Annotated in this window: 17 protein-coding genes; 13 read left to right on the forward strand and 4 right to left on the reverse strand. The window is 34.4% G+C overall.

Going from position 1 to position 20,397, the window contains the following annotated elements:
- Nucleotides 1-166 precede the first annotated feature (166 nt).
- Genes ACK1JC_RS12555 through ACK1JC_RS12565 form a run of 3 tightly spaced genes read right to left on the reverse strand, consistent with a single transcriptional unit; the run spans nt 167 to nt 3,905 of the window.
- Entirely contained in the window at nt 167-2,359 is a 2,193-nt protein-coding gene (locus ACK1JC_RS12555; RefSeq protein ID WP_409512211.1) for a polysaccharide biosynthesis tyrosine autokinase, read from the reverse strand.
- A 14-nt stretch (nt 2,360-2,373) separates the two neighbouring features.
- Nucleotides 2,374-2,808, reverse strand: a complete 435-nt coding sequence (locus ACK1JC_RS12560) for a low molecular weight protein-tyrosine-phosphatase (protein WP_409512212.1) — start codon at nt 2,806-2,808, stop codon at nt 2,374-2,376.
- The gene (locus ACK1JC_RS12565; protein ID WP_409512213.1) at nt 2,808-3,905 is read right to left on the reverse strand and encodes a polysaccharide biosynthesis/export family protein; all 1,098 of its coding nucleotides are present in this window, start codon (nt 3,903-3,905) and stop codon (nt 2,808-2,810) included. Before ACK1JC_RS12565 ends, ACK1JC_RS12560 begins: the two co-directional genes overlap by 1 nt.
- 216 nt (nt 3,906-4,121) lie before the next feature.
- Here ACK1JC_RS12565 and tviB point away from each other — a divergent pair, with 216 nt between their 5' ends.
- From tviB to galE, 12 genes are read left to right on the forward strand one after another with little or no spacing between them, the layout of a single operon-like run.
- Complete coding sequence (gene tviB, locus ACK1JC_RS12570) at nt 4,122-5,396, forward strand: Vi polysaccharide biosynthesis UDP-N-acetylglucosamine C-6 dehydrogenase TviB (protein ID WP_409512214.1); 1,275 nt, start codon at nt 4,122-4,124, stop codon at nt 5,394-5,396.
- A gap of 3 nt (nt 5,397-5,399) precedes the next feature.
- Nucleotides 5,400-6,695, forward strand: coding sequence for a polysaccharide biosynthesis protein (locus ACK1JC_RS12575; protein ID WP_409512215.1), 1,296 nt, complete (start codon nt 5,400-5,402; stop codon nt 6,693-6,695).
- Complete coding sequence (locus ACK1JC_RS12580) at nt 6,688-7,653, forward strand: glycosyltransferase (RefSeq protein ID WP_409512216.1); 966 nt, start codon at nt 6,688-6,690, stop codon at nt 7,651-7,653. Before ACK1JC_RS12575 ends, ACK1JC_RS12580 begins: the two co-directional genes overlap by 8 nt.
- Nucleotides 7,650-8,714 (forward strand): glycosyltransferase family 4 protein, encoded by a 1,065-nt coding sequence (locus tag ACK1JC_RS12585; RefSeq protein WP_409512217.1) that lies wholly within the window; start codon nt 7,650-7,652, stop codon nt 8,712-8,714. Before ACK1JC_RS12580 ends, ACK1JC_RS12585 begins: the two co-directional genes overlap by 4 nt.
- Nucleotides 8,711-9,742, forward strand: coding sequence for an EpsG family protein (locus ACK1JC_RS12590; protein ID WP_409512218.1), 1,032 nt, complete (start codon nt 8,711-8,713; stop codon nt 9,740-9,742). Before ACK1JC_RS12585 ends, ACK1JC_RS12590 begins: the two co-directional genes overlap by 4 nt.
- Nucleotides 9,739-10,833, forward strand: a complete 1,095-nt coding sequence (locus ACK1JC_RS12595; protein WP_409512219.1) for a glycosyltransferase — start codon at nt 9,739-9,741, stop codon at nt 10,831-10,833. The genes ACK1JC_RS12590 and ACK1JC_RS12595 overlap by 4 nt, the downstream gene beginning before the upstream one ends.
- Complete coding sequence (locus ACK1JC_RS12600; protein ID WP_409512220.1) at nt 10,823-11,983, forward strand: glycosyltransferase family 4 protein; 1,161 nt, start codon at nt 10,823-10,825, stop codon at nt 11,981-11,983. The genes ACK1JC_RS12595 and ACK1JC_RS12600 overlap by 11 nt, the downstream gene beginning before the upstream one ends.
- A complete protein-coding gene (locus tag ACK1JC_RS12605) occupies nt 11,967-12,587 on the forward strand; it encodes a sugar transferase (RefSeq protein ID WP_409512221.1) in 621 nt (206 codons plus the stop codon). Before ACK1JC_RS12600 ends, ACK1JC_RS12605 begins: the two co-directional genes overlap by 17 nt.
- Nucleotides 12,588-12,617: 30 nt before the next feature.
- Nucleotides 12,618-13,493 (forward strand): UTP--glucose-1-phosphate uridylyltransferase GalU, encoded by an 876-nt coding sequence (gene galU, locus ACK1JC_RS12610; protein ID WP_409512222.1) that lies wholly within the window; start codon nt 12,618-12,620, stop codon nt 13,491-13,493.
- Nucleotides 13,494-13,511: 18 nt separating this feature from the next.
- The gene (locus ACK1JC_RS12615; protein ID WP_409512223.1) at nt 13,512-14,768 is read left to right on the forward strand and encodes a UDP binding domain-containing protein; all 1,257 of its coding nucleotides are present in this window, start codon (nt 13,512-13,514) and stop codon (nt 14,766-14,768) included.
- Nucleotides 14,765-16,417 carry a glucose-6-phosphate isomerase gene (gene pgi, locus ACK1JC_RS12620; protein WP_409512224.1) on the forward strand — a complete coding sequence of 551 codons (1,653 nt, stop codon included), beginning with the start codon at nt 14,765-14,767 and terminating at the stop codon, nt 16,415-16,417. The genes ACK1JC_RS12615 and pgi overlap by 4 nt, the downstream gene beginning before the upstream one ends.
- Nucleotides 16,418-16,420: 3 nt before the next feature.
- On the forward strand, nt 16,421-17,440 hold the full coding sequence (gene galE, locus ACK1JC_RS12625) for a UDP-glucose 4-epimerase GalE (RefSeq protein WP_409512225.1): 1,020 nt from the start codon (nt 16,421-16,423) through the stop codon (nt 17,438-17,440).
- 76 nt (nt 17,441-17,516) lie between these two features.
- On the opposite strand, the gene ACK1JC_RS12630 is transcribed toward galE, so the two are convergent.
- Nucleotides 17,517-18,887, reverse strand: a complete 1,371-nt coding sequence (locus ACK1JC_RS12630; RefSeq protein ID WP_409512226.1) for a phosphomannomutase CpsG — start codon at nt 18,885-18,887, stop codon at nt 17,517-17,519.
- A 350-nt stretch (nt 18,888-19,237) separates the two neighbouring features.
- On the opposite strand from ACK1JC_RS12630, the gene ACK1JC_RS12635 reads away from it, so the two are divergent.
- Nucleotides 19,238-20,397: Ig-like domain-containing protein (locus ACK1JC_RS12635; RefSeq protein WP_409512227.1), on the forward strand; the 1,160-nt coding region annotated here is incomplete at its 3' end.

Below are 20,397 nucleotides of genomic sequence, written 5' to 3' on the forward strand. Positions count from 1 at the left end.
AAAGCATATCGCTTCTGTATAACAAACGATATCATTTTTGAATAAAATCAATGAAAAATATTGTGTAGGAGCATTTTATTCCTAGATTTAGCATTTGCTTATAGATTGGCTTTTTTATAAAAAAATTAGCTTTAAAAAAGCTGGGTTGGAACCCAGCATTTTTAAATCAGTCTAAATCTTTATGAGCGGTATAGGCATAGGAATAATTGTATGCACTACTGCCTGCCATTTTCTGAATATCATTGAGAATTATACCATGCACTTTACTACCAGCTTGTTCAAAGCGAGTCACTGTTATTTCAAGTTCTTGAATCTGCGTTTTAGCAAAACGAGCAACGATCAAATTCACACCAGCATATTGTGAAATGATAATGCCATCTGTTACTGCAAGTACTGGTGGAGTATCCATAATGATATGGTCATATTGCGTAGACAATTGCTCAAGTAATTCTTTGAATTGCACTGAAGATAGCATTTCAGAAGGATTTCCTGGATTCTTACCACGCGCAATAAAGTCTAGATTTGCAACAGTTGTTTTATGAATGGCTTGTTCCAAAGATATTTTCGAAGCCATTAATTCAGTTAGCCCTGGTGCAGGTTCACGATCAAAATATTTGTGTAAATACCCACGACGCAAATCGGCATCAATCAATAAAACACGTTTATTACTTTGAGCAAAAATTACAGCAAGGTTAGTTGAAATAAAGGATTTACCGACTTCTGGTGCAGGGCCAGAAACTGCAATAATATTATTTTTAGCATTTGCCAAAGCAAAATGAATTGTGGTTCGAATACTGCGTAAGCTTTCGATCGCTACATCTTCCGAATTCTTTACTGCAAGAATAGGAATTGATTTCTTTTTCTTGAGTATTTGAATGCGACTTTCCTGAATAGGAGAACGTGGAACCGTTGCGTATACAGGGAGATCAAGCTCATTTTCAATCTGAGTAGAGTCTTTAATTCCTGAACGTAGCATATTACGCGTTAATGCAATAAGAACGCCAATAAACCCACCAACAAATAGCGATAAAATTAAAATAATGAGTTTACGTGGTTTAACAGGTTTAACAGGCTCTACAGCAGTATCAATAATCCGAACATTACCAATTTCGCCCGCTTTAGCAATCTTCAATTGTTGGTAGCTGTTAAGTAGAGAAGTATAAAGCTCAGTATTAACTTTTACATCACGATAGATTTGTAAGTACAAGCGCTGTGTTTCAGGTAGCTTTTTAATAGATTGGTTAAGTTCAGCCGTCTTTTCATTGAGTGAAGCGACTTGTGCATTGATTTCAGCCATTAATGGATGATCAGGTGTATATTTTGCAGAAAGTTCAGCTTGCTTCTGTTTCAACTCGATTTTCATTTTTTCGAGTTCAATGTTTTGCTTGAGCATAAGCTCAGATTCTTGTGTGACATCAATGGTATTATATTGTTCACGGAATTGGTTGAACTTAATTTCAGACTCTTCGAGTTGTTTTTTTAATTCAGGAAGCTGTTTATCCAAAAAACTAAGCGTTTGTTTAGATTCTAACGATTTACGTTCAATATTTTGTACGGAATAAACATTAAGAATATTATTCAATACTTCTGTAATCGTTGCTTTATTTGTCCCAGAATAATTTAATCCAATTACACCTGTCATTTTACCTTTTTCAGCAACAGTATAGTCAGATGTAACCAATTTCATGGCAGATGGGAGTGATAGTTTTTTCAAAGTGAATGTTTGTTTAAATGGTGTCTTACTATAAATTTGAACATTCCAAAGACCCCTTAAATCAGAAGATTGATTAATTTGATTCAAATTACCTTTGAAAACAATTTCATCTTTATAGCTTAAATTAAATCGATTTTGGTCTATAAAACTTAAAACTAATGGTTTGTCTTCGTAATACGTTGGTACATCGAGTTTTTTGATTAAAAGTGATGATTGATTACGTGTATAAATAACAGCATCAGGTTTGTAGTCAAGGCTAATTTTATCTTGTGAAACTAAGCGGTCAAATAAATTATTTTGGTTGTCTTCAATTCGGATATTGAGATTTAAATTTTGAATGACTTGACCTAAAATTAATCTTGAATTTAGGATTTCAATTTCGGCATCCGCAGGCGATTTTCCACCAACGCTACCAGCAAGTGACCCTAAGTTCCCTAATAAGGCAGCAGATGCGGCACTTTTACCATCTTCTACAAGAATCATTGCATCTGTAGAATAACTAGAAGGTGTAACCCGTAAATAAAGTAAAGCGCAGATTAAGCTGAGTACGACACAAAGAGCAATTACTTTCCATTGTTCAATCAAAGAGAAAAATAACTCTTTTAAATCAATAGTATCTTCGCTAGTTTTTGAGTTCTGATTCATAAGTAAATAACTGATTAAATTTTAAGGTGTGATTGCCAATCTGAAACATAGCTTTGAATATTAATACAAGTTTCGTCAAAAAAAGCCTGATCGTGCTTATAAGGGTCAGGCACGTTTTGACTTTGCCAGTGTCCAAGTCTGAATACTTTACCTTTAGCAAAGGGCCAAGTCTGCTCAATATGTTTCTGCTGATTTGTACTCATAACAAGAATTAAATCAGATTTTTTGATCAGTTCCGAATTGATTTGTTTTGCAACATGACTTCGCATATCGATATTCAAGGTATCCATACACAGAATTGCTTTATCGTCCGCAGAATGTCCAACCATTGCAGATAATCCAGCAGAATCAATCTGTAGTTCAGGGTGGTTGGCTTTGAGCAAGAACTCGCCCATTGGACTGCGGCAAATATTACCAACACAAACAACGAGGATATTTCTAATTTGCATTAATTACCCCCTAATTGATCAAATGAATACAGTGCGCTTGAGAATGGTACAATCTGGTTCATAATGCGCTGCCAGCGAGTCAGACCCGTTGCATCAATATAAACGATATCATTTTTTTGCATGGCAAATTGATTAGCTAAAGAGAAGTTACCGAGGCTACTTAAATTCAAATGATAAATTGTAGAGTGGCGAGTCGTTAAGTCAGTACGCATTACATAAATTTTAGCAGCACTTGCAGAGTAGGGGTTAATACCTTCACTTTCACCCAGAACATCACTGAGAGTCATGCCCTGATCACGTAACGGAAGTGCTTGGCTTTTATTAGACTCACCCATTACATAAAGTTTCTGATTTTGCTTAGTATTTACAAAAATAGTGTCATTAGGCTGAATGAGTAGATTGTGTAAAGATAAGCCTTGTTTCTCTAAAGTCAGTACATTGAGATTGTACGTTTGACCCTGACGAATAAGTTGGATGTTAGTGTTATCACCTGTTTCAGGATTAACACCACCAGCTTGTCCAAGCGCTGTATATATGCTGATGGGTTGATCATTTAAAGTAAACTGCCCACTACGAAGTACTTGCCCATTAACAAAATAGCGACGCCCTTCATAAGACAATACACGAACAACAACATCAGGATGCTTTAAATATTTAGCAAATTGATTGCGGAGCAATTGGTTGGTGTCAGCAAGTGTTTTACCTGCGACTTTAATTTGACCAACTAAAGGCAAGTAGACATTTCCATTTGGATCAATTGGGTAGCCGACAGCTTTAATATTGGTTGCATCTTGTATCGGTGGTGTAATTTCTGGATAAGCCCAGAGCTGAATGGAAAGAACATCACCTGGGCTTAATTTATATATGTTTTGTTGATTTTTAAATAAACCGATAATATTCGTTGTGCTTTGAGTGGTACTAAGTGCGATTTCAGGAAGGCTATTTTGAGTAAGTTGAACTACAGATAGCTCAGCACCTTGATCAGTTTTATAGGATCCTTGATCTGGAAGATCATAGGTTTGTAGACCAGATGTGACTGCACAACCAGAAAAAGACAAAGAAACTGCTAAAAAAAATAATGTGCGTTGGTACTTCACATTCAAGACCCTTAATTTTGTAGTGCTATTTGCGTTTACTTAAAATGTATCCATTATATTTTTTGATTGTATTCTATAATTTATCCAATGGGTATATTTAATGTATTAACCAAGTGTATCAAGCACAGCATACTCAGGTAAAATCTGCTATATTTACGCTTATATAAAGTTTGAGTTTGTTTGTATTAACACTCTTAATTCCTGTTGGATAAAAATATGTTTCAAATAGAACAGCTTAAAATTGCAATTATTGGTCTTGGCTATGTTGGTTTACCTTTGGCTGTTGAATTTGGAAAACATGTTTCAACAGTAGGTTTCGATATTAATACCACACGAATCAATGAATTAAAAAATGGTTTTGACCATACGCTTGAAGTAACTCAGCAAGAGTTGCAAAAGCAAACTTTATTGAGCTATACATCCGACATAGCACAATTGGATCAAAGCAATTTTTATATTGTCACTGTACCAACACCAATTGATGATTTTAAACAACCAGATTTAACACCACTTATTAAAGCATCTGAAAGTATTGCAAAGGTACTTAAAAACGGTGATATCGTAGTCTATGAATCTACAGTATATCCAGGTGCTACAGAAGAAGTCTGTATACCTGTATTAGAGAAAATGTCAGGATTGAGGTTTAATCAAGATTTCTTTGTGGGTTATAGTCCAGAACGTATTAACCCTGGTGATAAGCAACGCCATGTAACCAATATTCTAAAAATTACATCTGGATCTACTGAGCAAGTTGCAGATTATATTGATCAAGTTTATAAGCTAATTATTGAAGCGGGCACTTACAAAGCACCGTCTTTAAAAGTTGCTGAAGCAGCGAAAGTCATTGAAAACACCCAACGCGATGTCAATATTGCTTTAATTAATGAGCTAGCGCTTATTTTTAATAAGATGGGTATTGATACTGAGGAAGTGCTCAAAGCAGCAGGAACTAAATGGAACTTTTTGAATTTCCGACCAGGATTGGTCGGAGGTCATTGTATTGGTGTAGATCCTTATTATCTAACACATAAGGCACAATCAATTGGTTTGCATCCTGAAATTATTCTTGCAGCTCGTCGTTTAAATGACCGTATGGGTGAATATGTTGCAACCCAACTAATTAAAGAAATGGTTAAAAAACGTATTCAGGTTGTTGGCTCAAAAATTCTAATTATGGGGTTAAGTTTTAAAGAAAACTGTCCAGATATTCGAAATACTAAAATTGTAGATATGGTTAAGGCATTAAAAGAATATGATCTTGATTTAGATATTTATGATCCGTGGGTTGATGTGTCTGAAGCCGAAAATGAATATGGGCTTGCTCCTATTTCTGAGCTTGAAAGTCAGTACGATGCAATTGTCATAGCTGTTGCCCATGATGAATTCAAACAAATGTCGATAGATGAATTTAAAAAATTAGGTAAGGACCAATATGTTTTATATGATTTAAAATATGTATTGGATAAAGAACACAGTGATATAAGACTATAATCAATGAGCTTGGTTAAAAAATTAAAAAATAAAGTTTTTACCAACTCTATTTGGATGATGTCTGAAAAGTTAATATCTATTTTTGGTCTAATATTTGTAACCTCTTTTGTTGCAAAATATATAGGACCAGAGAATTTTGGAAAGCTAACATTTGCAAGTTCAATTTTTGCAATTATTCAAACCATAGCGATGTTAGGCTCTGAAAACATTATTTTTCAAAAAACAGCAAAAGACAGAAGGTTAGGCGAATATATTATTGATTCAACGAAAATTATTCGTGATCTTGTTTATGTAAGTTTATCTTTATTAACATTAGTCTATATATATTTATTTGCAGATCAGCTTACTTTTGTTTTTTCGGTAGCGACGAGTATTGCAATATATTTTGCAGTCCATGATGTTTACATTATTTATTTTAATGCAATTCTTCAGTCTAAAATCAATGCCTATTGTAATATTTTTGCATTAGTACTTTCTTTGATTGTCCGTTACTGTATTGCGAAATTTCAACTTGCTGTAGAACTTTTGAGTGTGCCAATCATATTAATTACGATGGTGCCTTTTTTCATACGTAAATATTTGTTTAGTAAAGTTAGAATTGCGCAAGGGGGAGTGACGCAAGAAAAAATTGATCGATATCGTAAATTTATGATTGGAGTTGGTCGTAAACTGGTGTTTTATTCTTTATCTGTTGCAATTTTTACTAAAACCTCTCAGCTTTTTTTAGGTATTAAGTCGCAATATGATCTTGGAATATATACAGTCGCAATGACTCTAGGGAATAGTTTTTATTTTGTTTTAGTTGCAATTATTTCTTCGTATTTTACCCAGATTTATACAGAAAAAAATTTTGAACAAAGTCAAAATATGGTCGCAAAATTAAGTGTGGTCATTGTTGGTATATGTCTGGTTGTGATGGTGTTTTTTGCTGTTAGTGGTGTCTATATTGTCCAGTGGTTGTATGGTACTGAATATACAAGTGTTAATGATATTTTGCTGTTTACAGTCCTTGTTACACTATTTTCAGGTTTATCGACTGTTGCAGAAAAATATCTACTAAAATTTAATGCATATGATTATTTAAAGAAGAAAACATTATACCTTGTTGCATTTAATATTGTTCTAACTGCCCTATTTGTTTATTTATGGGGGTTGAAAGGAGCAATTACTGCAATTTTAATTACAGAAATCATGTCTTTTACCGTATTTAATTATTTTTATAAGAATGGAATAGTTTTCGATACACAAAAACGAATATTCCTTTTGTCAACTTACAGGAAGAATACTTTCAATGATTAAACTAAGTGTGATTATTCCCATATATAAAGTGGAAAACTACATTGTAGAATGTTTAGAAAGCATATGCTGTCAGCTTGTTGAGGGGGTGGAAGTTATTTTGGTAAATGATGGAACACCAGATCGTTCAATGATTATTGCAAAAGAATATATTAATGAAAATTATAGTCAGTATTTAAACCAGTTTGTTTTTATTGATCAAGAGAATCAGGGTTTAAGTGGTGCGCGAAATACGGGAATTCGTCAAGCACAAGGTGAGTATTTAATGTTTCTTGATTCGGATGATGTAGTGAAAAATGGTTTTATGTCACGAATTATTCCAATTGTAGAGAAACAAGAGATCGATATAATCCAATTCAAGGCTTATAGATTTCATGATCATTCCTCTAAAAGTATAAACTTTATGGTTGATAGTCCTGTTGTAGGTAAACACCAGATAGATGATTGTATTTTACAATTTATATTTAACTCTTCAAATTGGTTTGCTTGGCTTAGAATTTATCATAAAAAATTATTTGCAAATCGGGTGTTTCCATTAAGAAAGCTATATGAGGATGCTTATACGACACCTTTTGTTTTTTTAGAAGCAAAGAATATTTATTTTATTAACGAATGTTTATTAGGTTACCGTATAAATAATCAAGGTATTACAGCAAAAATTAATGAAAAAAGTTTGGATGACTTAAAGGGAGTTGCCCAGATCTTTATAGAGAGTCTGCCTCAATGTAATTATTTTGGTTTAAGTCTAATTTCAATTAGTCAATATTATATAAGTCAAAGTTTAAAAGCTGAAGGGTATTTTAAAGCTTTGCTTCGCTGGGCTGAAATAAAGCAGTTGATAAAGAATAGTAATTTTGACAAAAACATACTTAAGAACAAAGGTAATAAATTATTTTATCAATATGGTATTTCATTCTTATTATTCGAACAATTATTGATTAAGTTGAGATTAAGATCATGAGTAATATTTGTTTTCTAATTGGAAATATTAGTCATTCTGGTGGGACAGAGCGAGTTACAACAATTATTGCAAATGAGTTTGCAAAAAAAAATCAACAAGTCCATATATTGTCGTTGAGTGGGACGGGTAGTCCTTTTTTTGAGCAACATGAGAATATTATAAACAGTAGTTTATTCACTACAAATGTTTCTATGCGTCGTCATTTATTGGCTGTAATTGCAAAAATTAGAAAATATTTAATAGAACATCAGATCGATACGCTTGTTGTAGTTGATAGTATTAGTTGTGTATTTACAGTGCCTGCTTGTTTAGGTTTAAAAATAAACCATATTTGTTGGGAGCACTTTAATTTAAAAGTTAATTTAGGCTCGCACTTTCGAAATTTAGGTCGTTGGATGGCGGCAAAATGGTGTACTAGGATTGTTACGTTAACCGACAGAGATAAGACTTTTTGGGATAAGAAGTTTAATTTAACCTCATCTAAAAAAGTTATCGCAATTGCAAATCCTAGTCCATACCCATTACAAAATAATGTGCCAACATTATCAAATAAAAATATTTTATGTGTCGGTCGATTAACACATCAAAAAGGATTTGATTTATTAATTCCTGCTTGGGCAAAAATTGCTGATCAATTGCTTGGTTGGAAAGTAACAATTGTTGGTTCAGGTGAAGATGAACAGATGTTGAAGCAAATGGCGTACAATTTAGGTGTTGCAGAATCAATTATTTTTGCTGGTCAACAAAAGGATATGGACTCTTTTTATAGAAAAGCTTCGTTTTTTTGTATGAGTTCTCGTTTTGAGGGGCTGCCGATGGTTTTATTGGAAGCTCAAAGTTATGGTTTGCCTATTATTTCATTTGATTGTGATACTGGGCCTGCTGAGTTAATAGATGATGGTGTTAATGGTTTTTTAATAGATATAAATATGGATATCTCTTATAAAATTTTAGAAATGTGTAAAGGTGATTTTTTACTAAGTTTTTCAGAGCAGGCGTTTGAAAAGAATAAGAGTTTTCATATAAATCATATTGTTGAGAAATGGAGTGATTTAATATGAAGCTTCCTGAAATAGAAATAAGTTATAAAAATTTATTTTATACATTTTTTATTATATTTATTGGTTTTATATATATTCCATTTATTTCATTTATGCCTAATGATTGGTTTAGGGATCGCGATAACTATATAGTTTATGCACAATCTTCTAATTTAATCATGGATTCTTACCAAGGATTGGCACTTTATTTTAATGAGCCATTATTTTTAGTTTTAAATAATTTTTTAAGTTTATTTTTTAAACCAGAAATAATTCCATATTTTTTTGTAGTATTTTTTGTCACAGTTTTTTTTATTGCATTATCTAAGTATTCAAAAAATTCATTAACTTTTTTATTTGGAATTTTGTTGTCTATAACAATTCCATATATGTTACAAAGCGAATTAGTCGCTTTACGTCAATCGCTAGGAACAGCAATTCTAATTCTTAGTTTTATGTTAACTAAAAATGTTTATAAGAATGCAAGTATTATTTTCATTTGCTGTTTTATACATTCTATTTTTTTTATATTTTTCTTTATTTATTGTTTAAACTTTATTTTATTAAAAAATTTAGACATAAATAAAAAATTATTCATTAATTTTATTATTATGGTTTTTATTTCCATTTTTTCAATTGCTTTGGCAAAATTTTTTGGTCTTAGGCAAGGTGAGGAATATAAGCAAAATATGGCAGTTGGGGGTGGGGGGGCTTTCATTTTATTTGTCTTTATTTTTCTATATTTATTATTTTGGGGAAACAAGGAGAAAAAGGAATTATTTGAATTTTCAATGATCGGGTTGATAATGTTTTTAACTGCTTATTTTTTAACTCCTATTGCTGGTCGATTATTTAACACAGTTGCACCATTCGTCATTTTTTTACTAGTCAGTAAGAGCCGTTTACAGGATCTCGCTATTTTAAGCCTGATGTCTTTAGTTTTTTTAATTTTATTTTTTCTTGGTTCATATGGTGATTTATTGAGCATTTCTAATATGGATGCTATCGAAAATTTTTCCATATATATTATTAATTTTTTTAAATTATGAAAATCCTATATTTAATTACTGGTCTTGGCGGTGGCGGTGCTGAAAAAGTTGTTGCTGATTTGGCAGACCAAATGTTCCAACGTGGTTACCAAGTCAAAATAGCTTATTTAAAGGGCGAGGTCGTTGTACGTCCTGAAAATAGAGAAATTGAGTTAGTGTATTTGGGATTAGAGTCTGTAAAAAATTCAAAAAGTGTTTATAAAAAATATAAGGAACTCTTACAAAAATTTCAGCCTGATGTCGTACATGCACATATGGTACATGCAAATATTTTTGCACGTATCTTACGAATATTTTTCCCAGTTCCAAAGTTAATTTGTACCGCACATAGTAATAATGAAGGTGGAAAGGGGCGGATGTTCGCTTACCGATTAACGCACCATTTATCTGATCTGACAACCAATGTTAGTCAGTCTGCATCTCGAAGTTTTGAAACTTTAGGCGCTGTTCCTAAAAATGGAATAACAACCGTTTATAATGGAATAAACTTAAATCGTTTTCATAGCCCAGAGCAAACGGATCATAATATGCGTTTATCTCTAGGTTTATTAGATAGTGATGTAATGTTATTGGCTGTTGGACGGTTACATGAAGCTAAAGATTATCCGAATTTATTTAATGCTATTGAAATATTATTGAAAAATAATATTGAATATAAGCATCTACATCTGTTTGTGGTAGGAGATGGTGATTTAAAACTGGAATTAGAACAATTAATTATAGATAAAGAACTAAAGAATCAAGTGCATTTACTTGGTAGAAGAAATGATATTCCACAATTGATGTCAGCTGCAGATATATTTATCTTATCATCTTCATTTGAAGGTTTTGGTTTAGTTGTCGCAGAGGCTATGGCATGCGAAACGTATGTTGTTGCTACTGATTGTGGTGGAGTTAAAGAAGTCATGGGGGGATTTGGCACATTAGTTCCCAAAAGTGATTCTAAATTACTTGCCGAAGCTATCGAACACGTATTGCAATTGGATTCTAGTGAAAAAGACAATAATTGTATTGGTGCATTGCAATACGTAAAAAACACCCTTGCATTGGACAACATAGTAGGGCAATGGATCGAAATATATGAGTCATAAAAAAAAGATTGCGTTAATTGGTACTACAGGTGCGAGTTTCTATGGATTCCGTGCAGATTTAATTAAAAAATTAGTGTTGGAAGGACATTATGTATATGCGCTTACATCTGAGTATACAGAGCAATGTATTGATAAAATCAAAGCATTAGGTGCTGAGCCAATTACGTATAACTTAAATAGAGGTGGTCTTAATCCTTTTGCAGATATTGCTTCTTATTTACAGTTAAAGCGTATTTTAAAAGAACTTAAACCAGATATAGTATTTTCATATTTTGCAAAACCTGTGATCTATGGAAGTTTAGCAGCTAAGGCAGCAGGTGTTCCAAGTGTTATTGGTATGCTAGAAGGGTTGGGTTACACATTTACCAATCAACCAGAAGGGCAAAGCAATAAAACCAAATTAGTCAAAAGTGTGCAGGTTATGCTCTATAAAATTGCATTTCCTTGTATAGATAAAATGATTTTTCTTAATAAAGATGATCAACAAGATTTGATGCATGCATATGGTTTAAATGTTCCTGAAGTACATATTTTGGGTGGAATTGGGTTGCATTTAGATCAATATCCTTTTTCAATAGCATCATCAGATCCTATAAAATTTTTATTTATAGGTCGGTTGCTTAAAGAAAAAGGAGTTTTTGAACTTATCGAAGCAATGCGTATTGTAAAGAAAAATTATCCACAAGCACATTTTACAATTTTAGGTGCTATTGATCATCAAAATATGGGGGCTTTAAACCAAGATACCTTAAATCAGTTAATCCAAGAGAAATTATTTGAATATCCAGGTTATGTTACAAATGTACAAAATTGGATAGCTGACAGTAGTGTGTTTGTTCTGCCATCATATAGGGAAGGTGTACCACGTAGCACTCAAGAAGCAATGGCTATTGGGCGAGCAATAATAACTACGGATGTACCTGGTTGCCGTGAAACTGTTGTTGATGGTGTGAACGGCTTTTTAGTTCCCTGCTGGAATCCTGAAGCATTGGCAGAAAAAATGTGTTATTTTATAGAACATCCAGAACAAGTCGGCTTGATGGGGTTTGAAAGTCATAAAATGGCCACAGAGCACTTCGATGCTGATAAGGCAAATAAAAAATTATTTGAAATAATGGGTTTAAAACAGTCAAATGAAAAGATTACTTGATATCATCATAGCATCAATAGCGTTGTTGTTACTTTCCCCTGTTTTTATATTGGTTGCTTTCAAAGTTCGTAAAAATTTGGGTTCTCCAATTTTCTTTTACCAAGAACGACCTGGTAAAAATGGAAAGCTTTTTAAAATGATGAAGTTTCGCTCGATGAAAGATGCGAATGACAGCCAAGGCAATCCATTACCCGATGAACAGCGAATTACACCATTTGGTCAAAAACTTCGTTCAACAAGTTTGGATGAAATGCCACAACTCATCAATGTACTTAAAGGCGATATGAGTGTAGTTGGTCCGCGTCCAATGTTGAAAGAATTTGTTGAACTTTACTCGCCTGAGCAAGCTCGACGTCTTGAAGTTCGTCCAGGTATGACAGGACTTGCACAAATCAGTGGTCGTAACGATCTTGATTATGAAGAGCGCTTCAAATGTGATGTATGGTATGTCGATCATCATAATATATTCGTTGATTTTAAAATTATGTTTAAAACAGTTTCCGTTATGACTAATAAAGAGGGCATTAATGCTCCTGGTCATGTTGGTCCTTCATTGTTTCAAGGCAATGAATCACAAAAAACAAATGATGAAGTTAAATCATAATTTTTTATTTATTTGAGTCAGTATAAGTTAATGATCAAAAAAGCTATTCTTCCAGTTGCAGGTTTGGGTACTCGTTTTTTACCAGCAAGTAAATCTATTCCAAAAGAAATGGTCACCGTTGTCGATCGACCTGCAATTGAGTATGTTGTTAAGGAAGCTGTAGCAGCAGGTATAGAGCAAATTGTACTTGTCACACATTCTTCAAAAGCATCCATTGAAAATTATTTTGATCGTAATTTTGAACTTGAAACGACTCTTGAAAATAAGAAAAAGTTTGATTTACTCAAAGAAATTACTGAAATTTTACCACCAAATGTGTCTGTGATCAGTGTACGCCAGCCTCAGCCTTTGGGTTTAGGTCATGCTGTGCTTTGCGCTAAAGATATTATTGGCGATGAGGATTTTGCTGTACTTTTACCCGATGTATTGGTTAAGAATACTGATGCTGATAATGATTTAAACTTGATGATTCAACGCTTTAGTTTAACCTCAGCAGCACAAATTATGGTTGAAGCTGTGCTCGATGATTTAGTTGATCAGTATGGAATTGTTGATGTTACTCAAGCACCTGCTGAAGGTGAGAGTTCAATCATGCAAGGTATTGTTGAAAAGCCCGCTATAGGCACAGCACCATCGAATTTATCTGTGGTGGGTCGTTATGTTTTACCTGCAAAAATTATGCAGTTATTAGAAAATACGCCTAAAGGTGCGGGAAACGAAATTCAACTCACAGACGCAATTGCAGCGTTACAAAAAATTGAAAATGTTGAAGCTTACCGCATGAAAGGTCAGACTTTTGACTGTGGTAGTAAAATTGGTTATTTGAAAGCAGTCTTGCATTATGGCATTGAACATCCAAAATTGGGTGATGAATTTAAACAGCTTATTCAAGCGTTAAAATTATAATAAAATTTTAGGTGTTGCATGAAAATTAATGTTTTTGGAGCGACCCTGCAAGCGGGTGTACTTGCGGGATTGTTCGCAGAACATGGGCATCAAGTATTTTGGTGTTCAAATGAACTTGGTCATAAGGATCAAGTTCATTATCAAAATGAAGATGTGAATCAGTTGATTCAACAACAACTTATATCAGGGTTTTTACATCTAGGGTCTTTTGATGAATTACCTGTAGACAATGATGTGTATGTTTTTAGTTATGCCGCAACTGAGCAAGATCGTACATTAGCCTTATTGGATCGTATTCATAAGATTACAGTTGAACCAAAGGGTTTATTCATCAATGGGTCAACTTTTGGTTTGCACGGTACTGAAGCACTCAAACAAAAATTAAATACCGAAAACTGGGCTTATTTACCTGATGTTATTCAGGAAGGGAATGCGCTTGGTAGTTTTACCTATGCAAAACAAGTCATTGTGGGTGTGGATCATGATGATGTGAAGTCAATGATGCAAGAGTTGCTCCGTCCATTTTTTCAATTCCAACATCAGTATTTATTTATGCCGATTCTTGATGCGGAATTTACAAAATTGAGTATTTCTGGCATGTTGGCAATGCGTATTGGATATATGAATGATCTTGCATTGGTATCAGAAAAGCTTGGTATTGATATTTTTAATGTACAACAAGGTCTAGCCGCAGATAGTCGAATTGGTTCGGCCTATTTGTCGGCAGGTGCAGGCTTTGGTGGTGAAAATTTTTCACATGATATTTTAACTTTATCGAATACAGTTTCAGATATTGGTGTACGAAGTCAATTGCTTGAACAAGTTTGGCAAAATAATGAACGACAAAAAGAAGTATTATTCCGAAAATTATGGAATCATTTTCAAACTAATTTAAAACATAAAAAAATTGTGATTTGGGGTGCTTCATTTAAAGAAAACACCTCAAGTATTCATAATGCACCCATCCATGCTTTGCTTGAAGCCTTGTGGGCGCAAGGGGCAATCGTACATTTACATGATCCTCAAGCCTTACCTGAAATTCATCAGCACTATGGTGATCGTTCAGATTTAATCTTATTTGAAGATCAATATCAGGCGACTGCTCAGGCCGATGCATTATGTTTGATGACAGCTTGGAAACAATATTTAAGTCCTGATTTTCAAAAATTAAAATCTCAAATGAAGCATTTACTGTTGCTTGATGGGCGTAATGTTTATGATCCAGCTTATGTGAAAGCTCAAGGTTTTACTTATCAAGGGGTTGGTCGTTCATGAGTGATTCAAATCAGATAAAAGATCCGACCTTTTTACAGTTAAAACTATTTTCTGAACAATTTTCAGAACTACATTTAAATGATCTCTTTGATCAAGATAATTTGCGTTTTGAGCAATTGTCTACGCAATTTGAACAATTGGTTTTTGATTATAGTAAGCAGCGTCTACAGCAACCTGTGATGGATGTTTTATTACAATTTGCGATATCAAAGCAATTAAAGTCATGGATTCATCGATTATTTTCAGATGAACAGATTAACTATACAGAGCAACGTGCAGCCATGCATTGGGCTTTGCGTGTGCCTAAACATGTGCAAACTGAGATTAATCATGATGTTCATCAACAACTTGATCGGATGTATCAAGTCGTTGAAAAAATTCATGCTGGACAGTACCGTGGTTATACGGGGGAAGTCATTCGTGATGTCGTGAATATTGGTGTCGGTGGTTCTGATCTTGGACCATTGATGGTCAGTCATGCATTACAAGATTTTAAGGTTCACACAACGCAATCTTTAGATGTACATTTTGTTTCGACCATTGATGGTAGTCAGCTATCAGAATTGTTACATCAACTGCGTCCAGAAACGACTTTATTTATTATTTCATCTAAATCTTTTGGCACCATTGATACGCTTTCTAATGCACATACGGTTCGTCAATGGCTTGAAAAAGCACTAGGGCAAGATACGGGTGTTGTTAAAAGTCACTTTATTGGTGTTTCAACTAAACCTGAAAAGATGACCGAATGGGGGATTCATCCTGATAACCAATTTTTACTTTGGGACTGGGTGGGGGGACGCTATTCTTTATGGTCATGTATTGGTTTCCCAATAGCATTAACTATTGGTGTAGAAGGCTTTAAACAATTTCTTGCAGGTGCTTATGCGATAGATGAGCATTTTCAGAACGAGCCATTTGAGCAAAATATTCCTGTTTTAATGGGAATGTTAGGGGTGTGGAATAATAACTTTCTAAATATTCAGACACATGCGGTATTACCTTATGATGGTCGTTTAAAATATTTTGCGGCATATTTACAGCAGTTAGAAATGGAGTCAAATGGCAAATCCATTCAACGCAATGGACAGTCTGTCGATATGGATACTTGCCCGATTTTATGGGGTGAAGTAGGGCCAAATGCGCAACATGCCTTTTATCAACTATTACATCAAGGGACACATTCAGTACATTGTGATTTTATTGCTCCTGTACATCGTTACAAAGCCAATCAATTTACTTATGCAGAAAATGCAGAAGCATTGATTGAACAGCATCATTTAGCGTTGTCGAATTGTTTGGCACAGTCAAGATTATTGGCGTTTGGTAACAAAGCTTTAAATCAGCAAGAAATTGAATCATTACCCATGTATAAACAATATACTGGTAATCAACCAAGTACGACAATTTTACTCAAAGAACTGAATCCTTATAGCTTGGGTATGTTAATTGCGAGTTATGAACATAAAGTGTTTGTACAGTCAGTGATTTGGAATATCAACCCATTTGATCAATGGGGCGTAGAAAAAGGCAAAGAAATTGCCAACCAGTTGTTACCTATTTTAAATGGTACAGCACATAATTTTGAACATTTAGATGCATCAACTCAGGGGTTGATTAAAGTCCTCTTGAATCAGGAAGAGATTTAAAAAATGGCAAATATTTTAGTAACAGGTGGTGCAGGTTATATTGGTTCACATACTTGTGTCGAATTATTGACGGCAGGGCATGATGTTGTTGTACTAGATAATTTGTCTAATAGTTCAGAAGAATCGCTCAAGCGAGTTCAGGTGTTAGCTAATAAGACCCTAACGTTTATTGAGGGTGATATTCGTGATGCTAAAGCATTGGATCAACTCTTTAGTCTGTATAAGATTGATGCAGTGATTCATTTTGCAGGTTTAAAGGCGGTAGGTGAAAGCCAGCAAATTCCACTTACTTATTTTGATAATAATATTGCGGGTTCAATTAACCTTGTTCAAGCGATGGCTCGAGCAAATGTTTTGAAACTGGTTTTCAGTTCTTCAGCAACAGTTTACGATGAAGCTAATGTTTCACCTTTAAATGAGACGATGCCAACAGGTATGCCAAGCAATAATTATGGTTATACTAAGTTGATTGTAGAGCAATTATTAGAAAAATTATCGATTTCTGATGAGCGTTGGTCAATTGCTTTGTTGCGCTATTTTAATCCCGTTGGTGCACATAAAAGTGGTCAAATTGGTGAAGATCCTCAAGGAATTCCAAATAATTTAATGCCATTTGTCACGCAAGTTGCAGTGGGTCGCCGTGAAGAGCTTTCTATTTATGGTAATGATTACGACACTGTAGATGGTACAGGTGTACGTGATTATATTCATGTGGTTGATTTAGCGAATGCACATTTATGTGCATTGAATAATCGCTTATTTGCAACAGGTTGCCGTGCTTGGAATATTGGAACAGGTAATGGTTCATCTGTTTTAGAAGTGAAAAATGCCTTTGAAAAAGTAAATGGTGTTCCTGTTGCATTTAAATTTGCACCACGTCGTGAGGGTGATGTTGCGATTTCATTTGCCGATAATGCTCGTGCTGTTTCAGAATTAAATTGGACACCAAAATATCAATTGGAAGACATGCTTGCTGATAGCTGGAACTGGCAGAAGCAGAATCCAACAGGCTATAAAAACTGATTGATATAAAGGCAGTTTTATTCAGATTGAAAAAAGGAGTCCATAAGGGCTCCTTTTTCTTTTAATCGACAGAAAATTAACCTTGAATCAATTGGGTCAATTCATTTACATAATCTTGCATTGGTTTTGGATTTTTGTCTGTACGGCTTTCAATATTCAAACGGAGCAACGGCTCTGTATTCGAGGCGCGAATATTTAAACGCCATGCACCGAAATCAAGGCTTACACCATCGGTACGATCAATCGTAGGTTGTTGATCTACATAATTGTCAAAAATTTTCTGAATGGTCTTTTGAGTATCTTCAACTTTAAAGTTAATTTCACCACTACATGGAAATTTAGCAATCATCCCTTCAACTAAAGAGGAAAGAGATTGTTTAGTTTCAGACAATACGGCTATCGCCAATAGCCACGGAATCATACCACTATCACAATAGGCAAAATCACGGAAATAATGATGAGCACTCATTTCACCACCATATACTGCATTTTGTTCACGCATTTTATCTTTAATAAATGAATGACCAGATTGTGATTGAACGGCAATACCTTGATATTTTTCAATGATATCAAGCGTATTCCAAACTAAGCGCGGATCATGAACAATCTTTTCCCCAGCTTGTTTCAATAAGAAAGCCTGTGCTAGTAAACCAACAATATAATAGCCTTCAATGAATTGCCCTTTCTCATCAAATAAGAAGCAACGGTCAAAATCACCATCCCATGCAATACCCATATCTGCTTGATGCTCAAGTACAGCATTTGAGGTACTTGCACGATTCTCAATTAAAATTGGATTGGGAATACCATTTGGAAATGTACCATCAGCATCATTATGAATTTTAATGAATTTAACTGGAATATTGAGCTGCTTAAATTGAGCTTCAATTGCATCAACGACATGACCTGCTGCACCATTGCCAGCATTCATCACGAGTTTTAATGGACGAATTGAAGAAGGATTAATATATCCCATCAAATGCTGAATAAATTCAGGAAGAATATTATATTTTTCTGTTGAGCCTTTTTGATTTACTTCAATGAATTGTTCAGATTCAGCCAAAGTCTGAATCTCTTTTAAACCAGAATCCGCACCAATGGGACGAGCATTTTCACGTACAAGCTTAAGTCCATTGTAATCCATTGGATTATGGCTGGCAGTGATTTCAATACCACCTTGTACATCTAAATGAAATGCACCGAAATAAACTTCTTCCGTACCTGTCAAACCTAGGTCAAGAACATTCACACCCGCATCATTTAAGCCCCGAATCGTGGCTTGTTTTAAAGCTTCACTGGTTAGACGAACATCACATCCGACTACAATTTTTTTTGGTTGATAGATTTGACCATAAGCCCGACCTATTTTATAGGCAATATCTTCATTCAGCTCTGTCCCGAGCTTTCCACGAATATCATAGGCTTTAAAGCAGGTGAGTTTATTCATTCTTCGATCGTTCTTTAGTGTTAGTGACATATATCAAAAGTATAGCTTAAATTGGATTAAATGATCAGATTCTTGTTTGTTGGTCAGAAATGTAAAGCAAAAGTTAAATTTATATATTCCGATAAACTGCCAGATATTTTTATAAATTATTAAAAGATTTAAAAAAACAAATTGTTATGAATATTGATGTGATACGTGAAAATGTTATTGATCGGAAATTTCGGAGGGGGTTGAAAAAAAATTGATCAATTTAAATAAAAATGTTAAAAATGCCTACCAAATCACAGAAATGCAAAAAATATTGCAACATCTATAAAAATTCATGCAACTTTGCTTAAGGTATAAAAAATATGTCTAATCAAGATATTACAAATTTGAACGCAGTCGCTGCAGGTATTCTTCCTTCACCTACTTTCAACGTAGGTCTAAATGGTCTTAACGTGTCTGGACTAGGGGAGATTGGCTTTACAGGTACAGTTACAATTACCAATCAAAAAGGCGAGATTGTCGGTAGTGGTTTATATAATAGCCTTGGCCGCTATTCATTTAATTTAACAAAACCACAGCTAAATGGTGAAAAATTATTTGCAACATTAACAGATGGGAACGGAAATTCTTCATTGCCAGTGGGAGCTACTGCTCCAGATATTACACCACCAGAACCACCGTCTGTTGTGTTTAATGCCGCTGGTAGTAATATTTCAGGGGTGAGTGAACCTGATGCCCGAATTAAAATTGTTGATTCAGCCTCAGGCCGTATCATTGCTACAGCAATTGCAGATAAGGATGGGACGTATTCAGTAACTATAAAACCTGCTTTAATAAATGGTCAAGAGATCGAAGTTACAGCGATGGACTTGAGTGACTTGATATCTGAGCCTGCAGTGGTGAAAGCTCCAGTGGTTATTTTACCAAAGTCACCCACTGATGTTGAAGTTGTCGATGGTGGTACGACTGTTACAGGTAAAGCTGAATCAGGTCAAAAAATTGATATCAAAGATGCAAATGGTAAAGATATTGGAACAGGGATAACTGATTCTAATGGTAATTTTGAAATTAAATTGGATGTTCCACAAAAAAATGGTGAACCAGTTTCTGTAACAGCGACTGATTTAAATACAACATTGGTATCACCACCAACAGAAGTGAATGCTCCAGATTTAACACCACCAAATGCACCAACAGCAACTGTAGATCAAACGACAGGTGAAGTTGTCACAGGTAAAGCAGAGCCGAACAGCGACATCGAAGTTAAAGATGCGACTGGTAAAGTAATTGGTACGGGCAAAACGGATTCAAATGGTGATTATTCTGTGAAACTAGATGTGCCACAGAAAGATGGTGAAACGGTTGCCGTTACAGCATGGGATGCAGGTGGTAAATCACCTGCGACAAATGCACAAGCACCAGATTTAACACCACCGAATGCACCGACAGCAACTGTAGATCAAACGACAGGTGAAGTTGTCACAGGTAAAGCACAGCCGAACAGCGACATCGAAGTTAAAGA

Source organism: Acinetobacter sp. TY2 (assembly GCF_046269225.1).
Taxonomy (GTDB): domain Bacteria; phylum Pseudomonadota; class Gammaproteobacteria; order Pseudomonadales; family Moraxellaceae; genus Acinetobacter.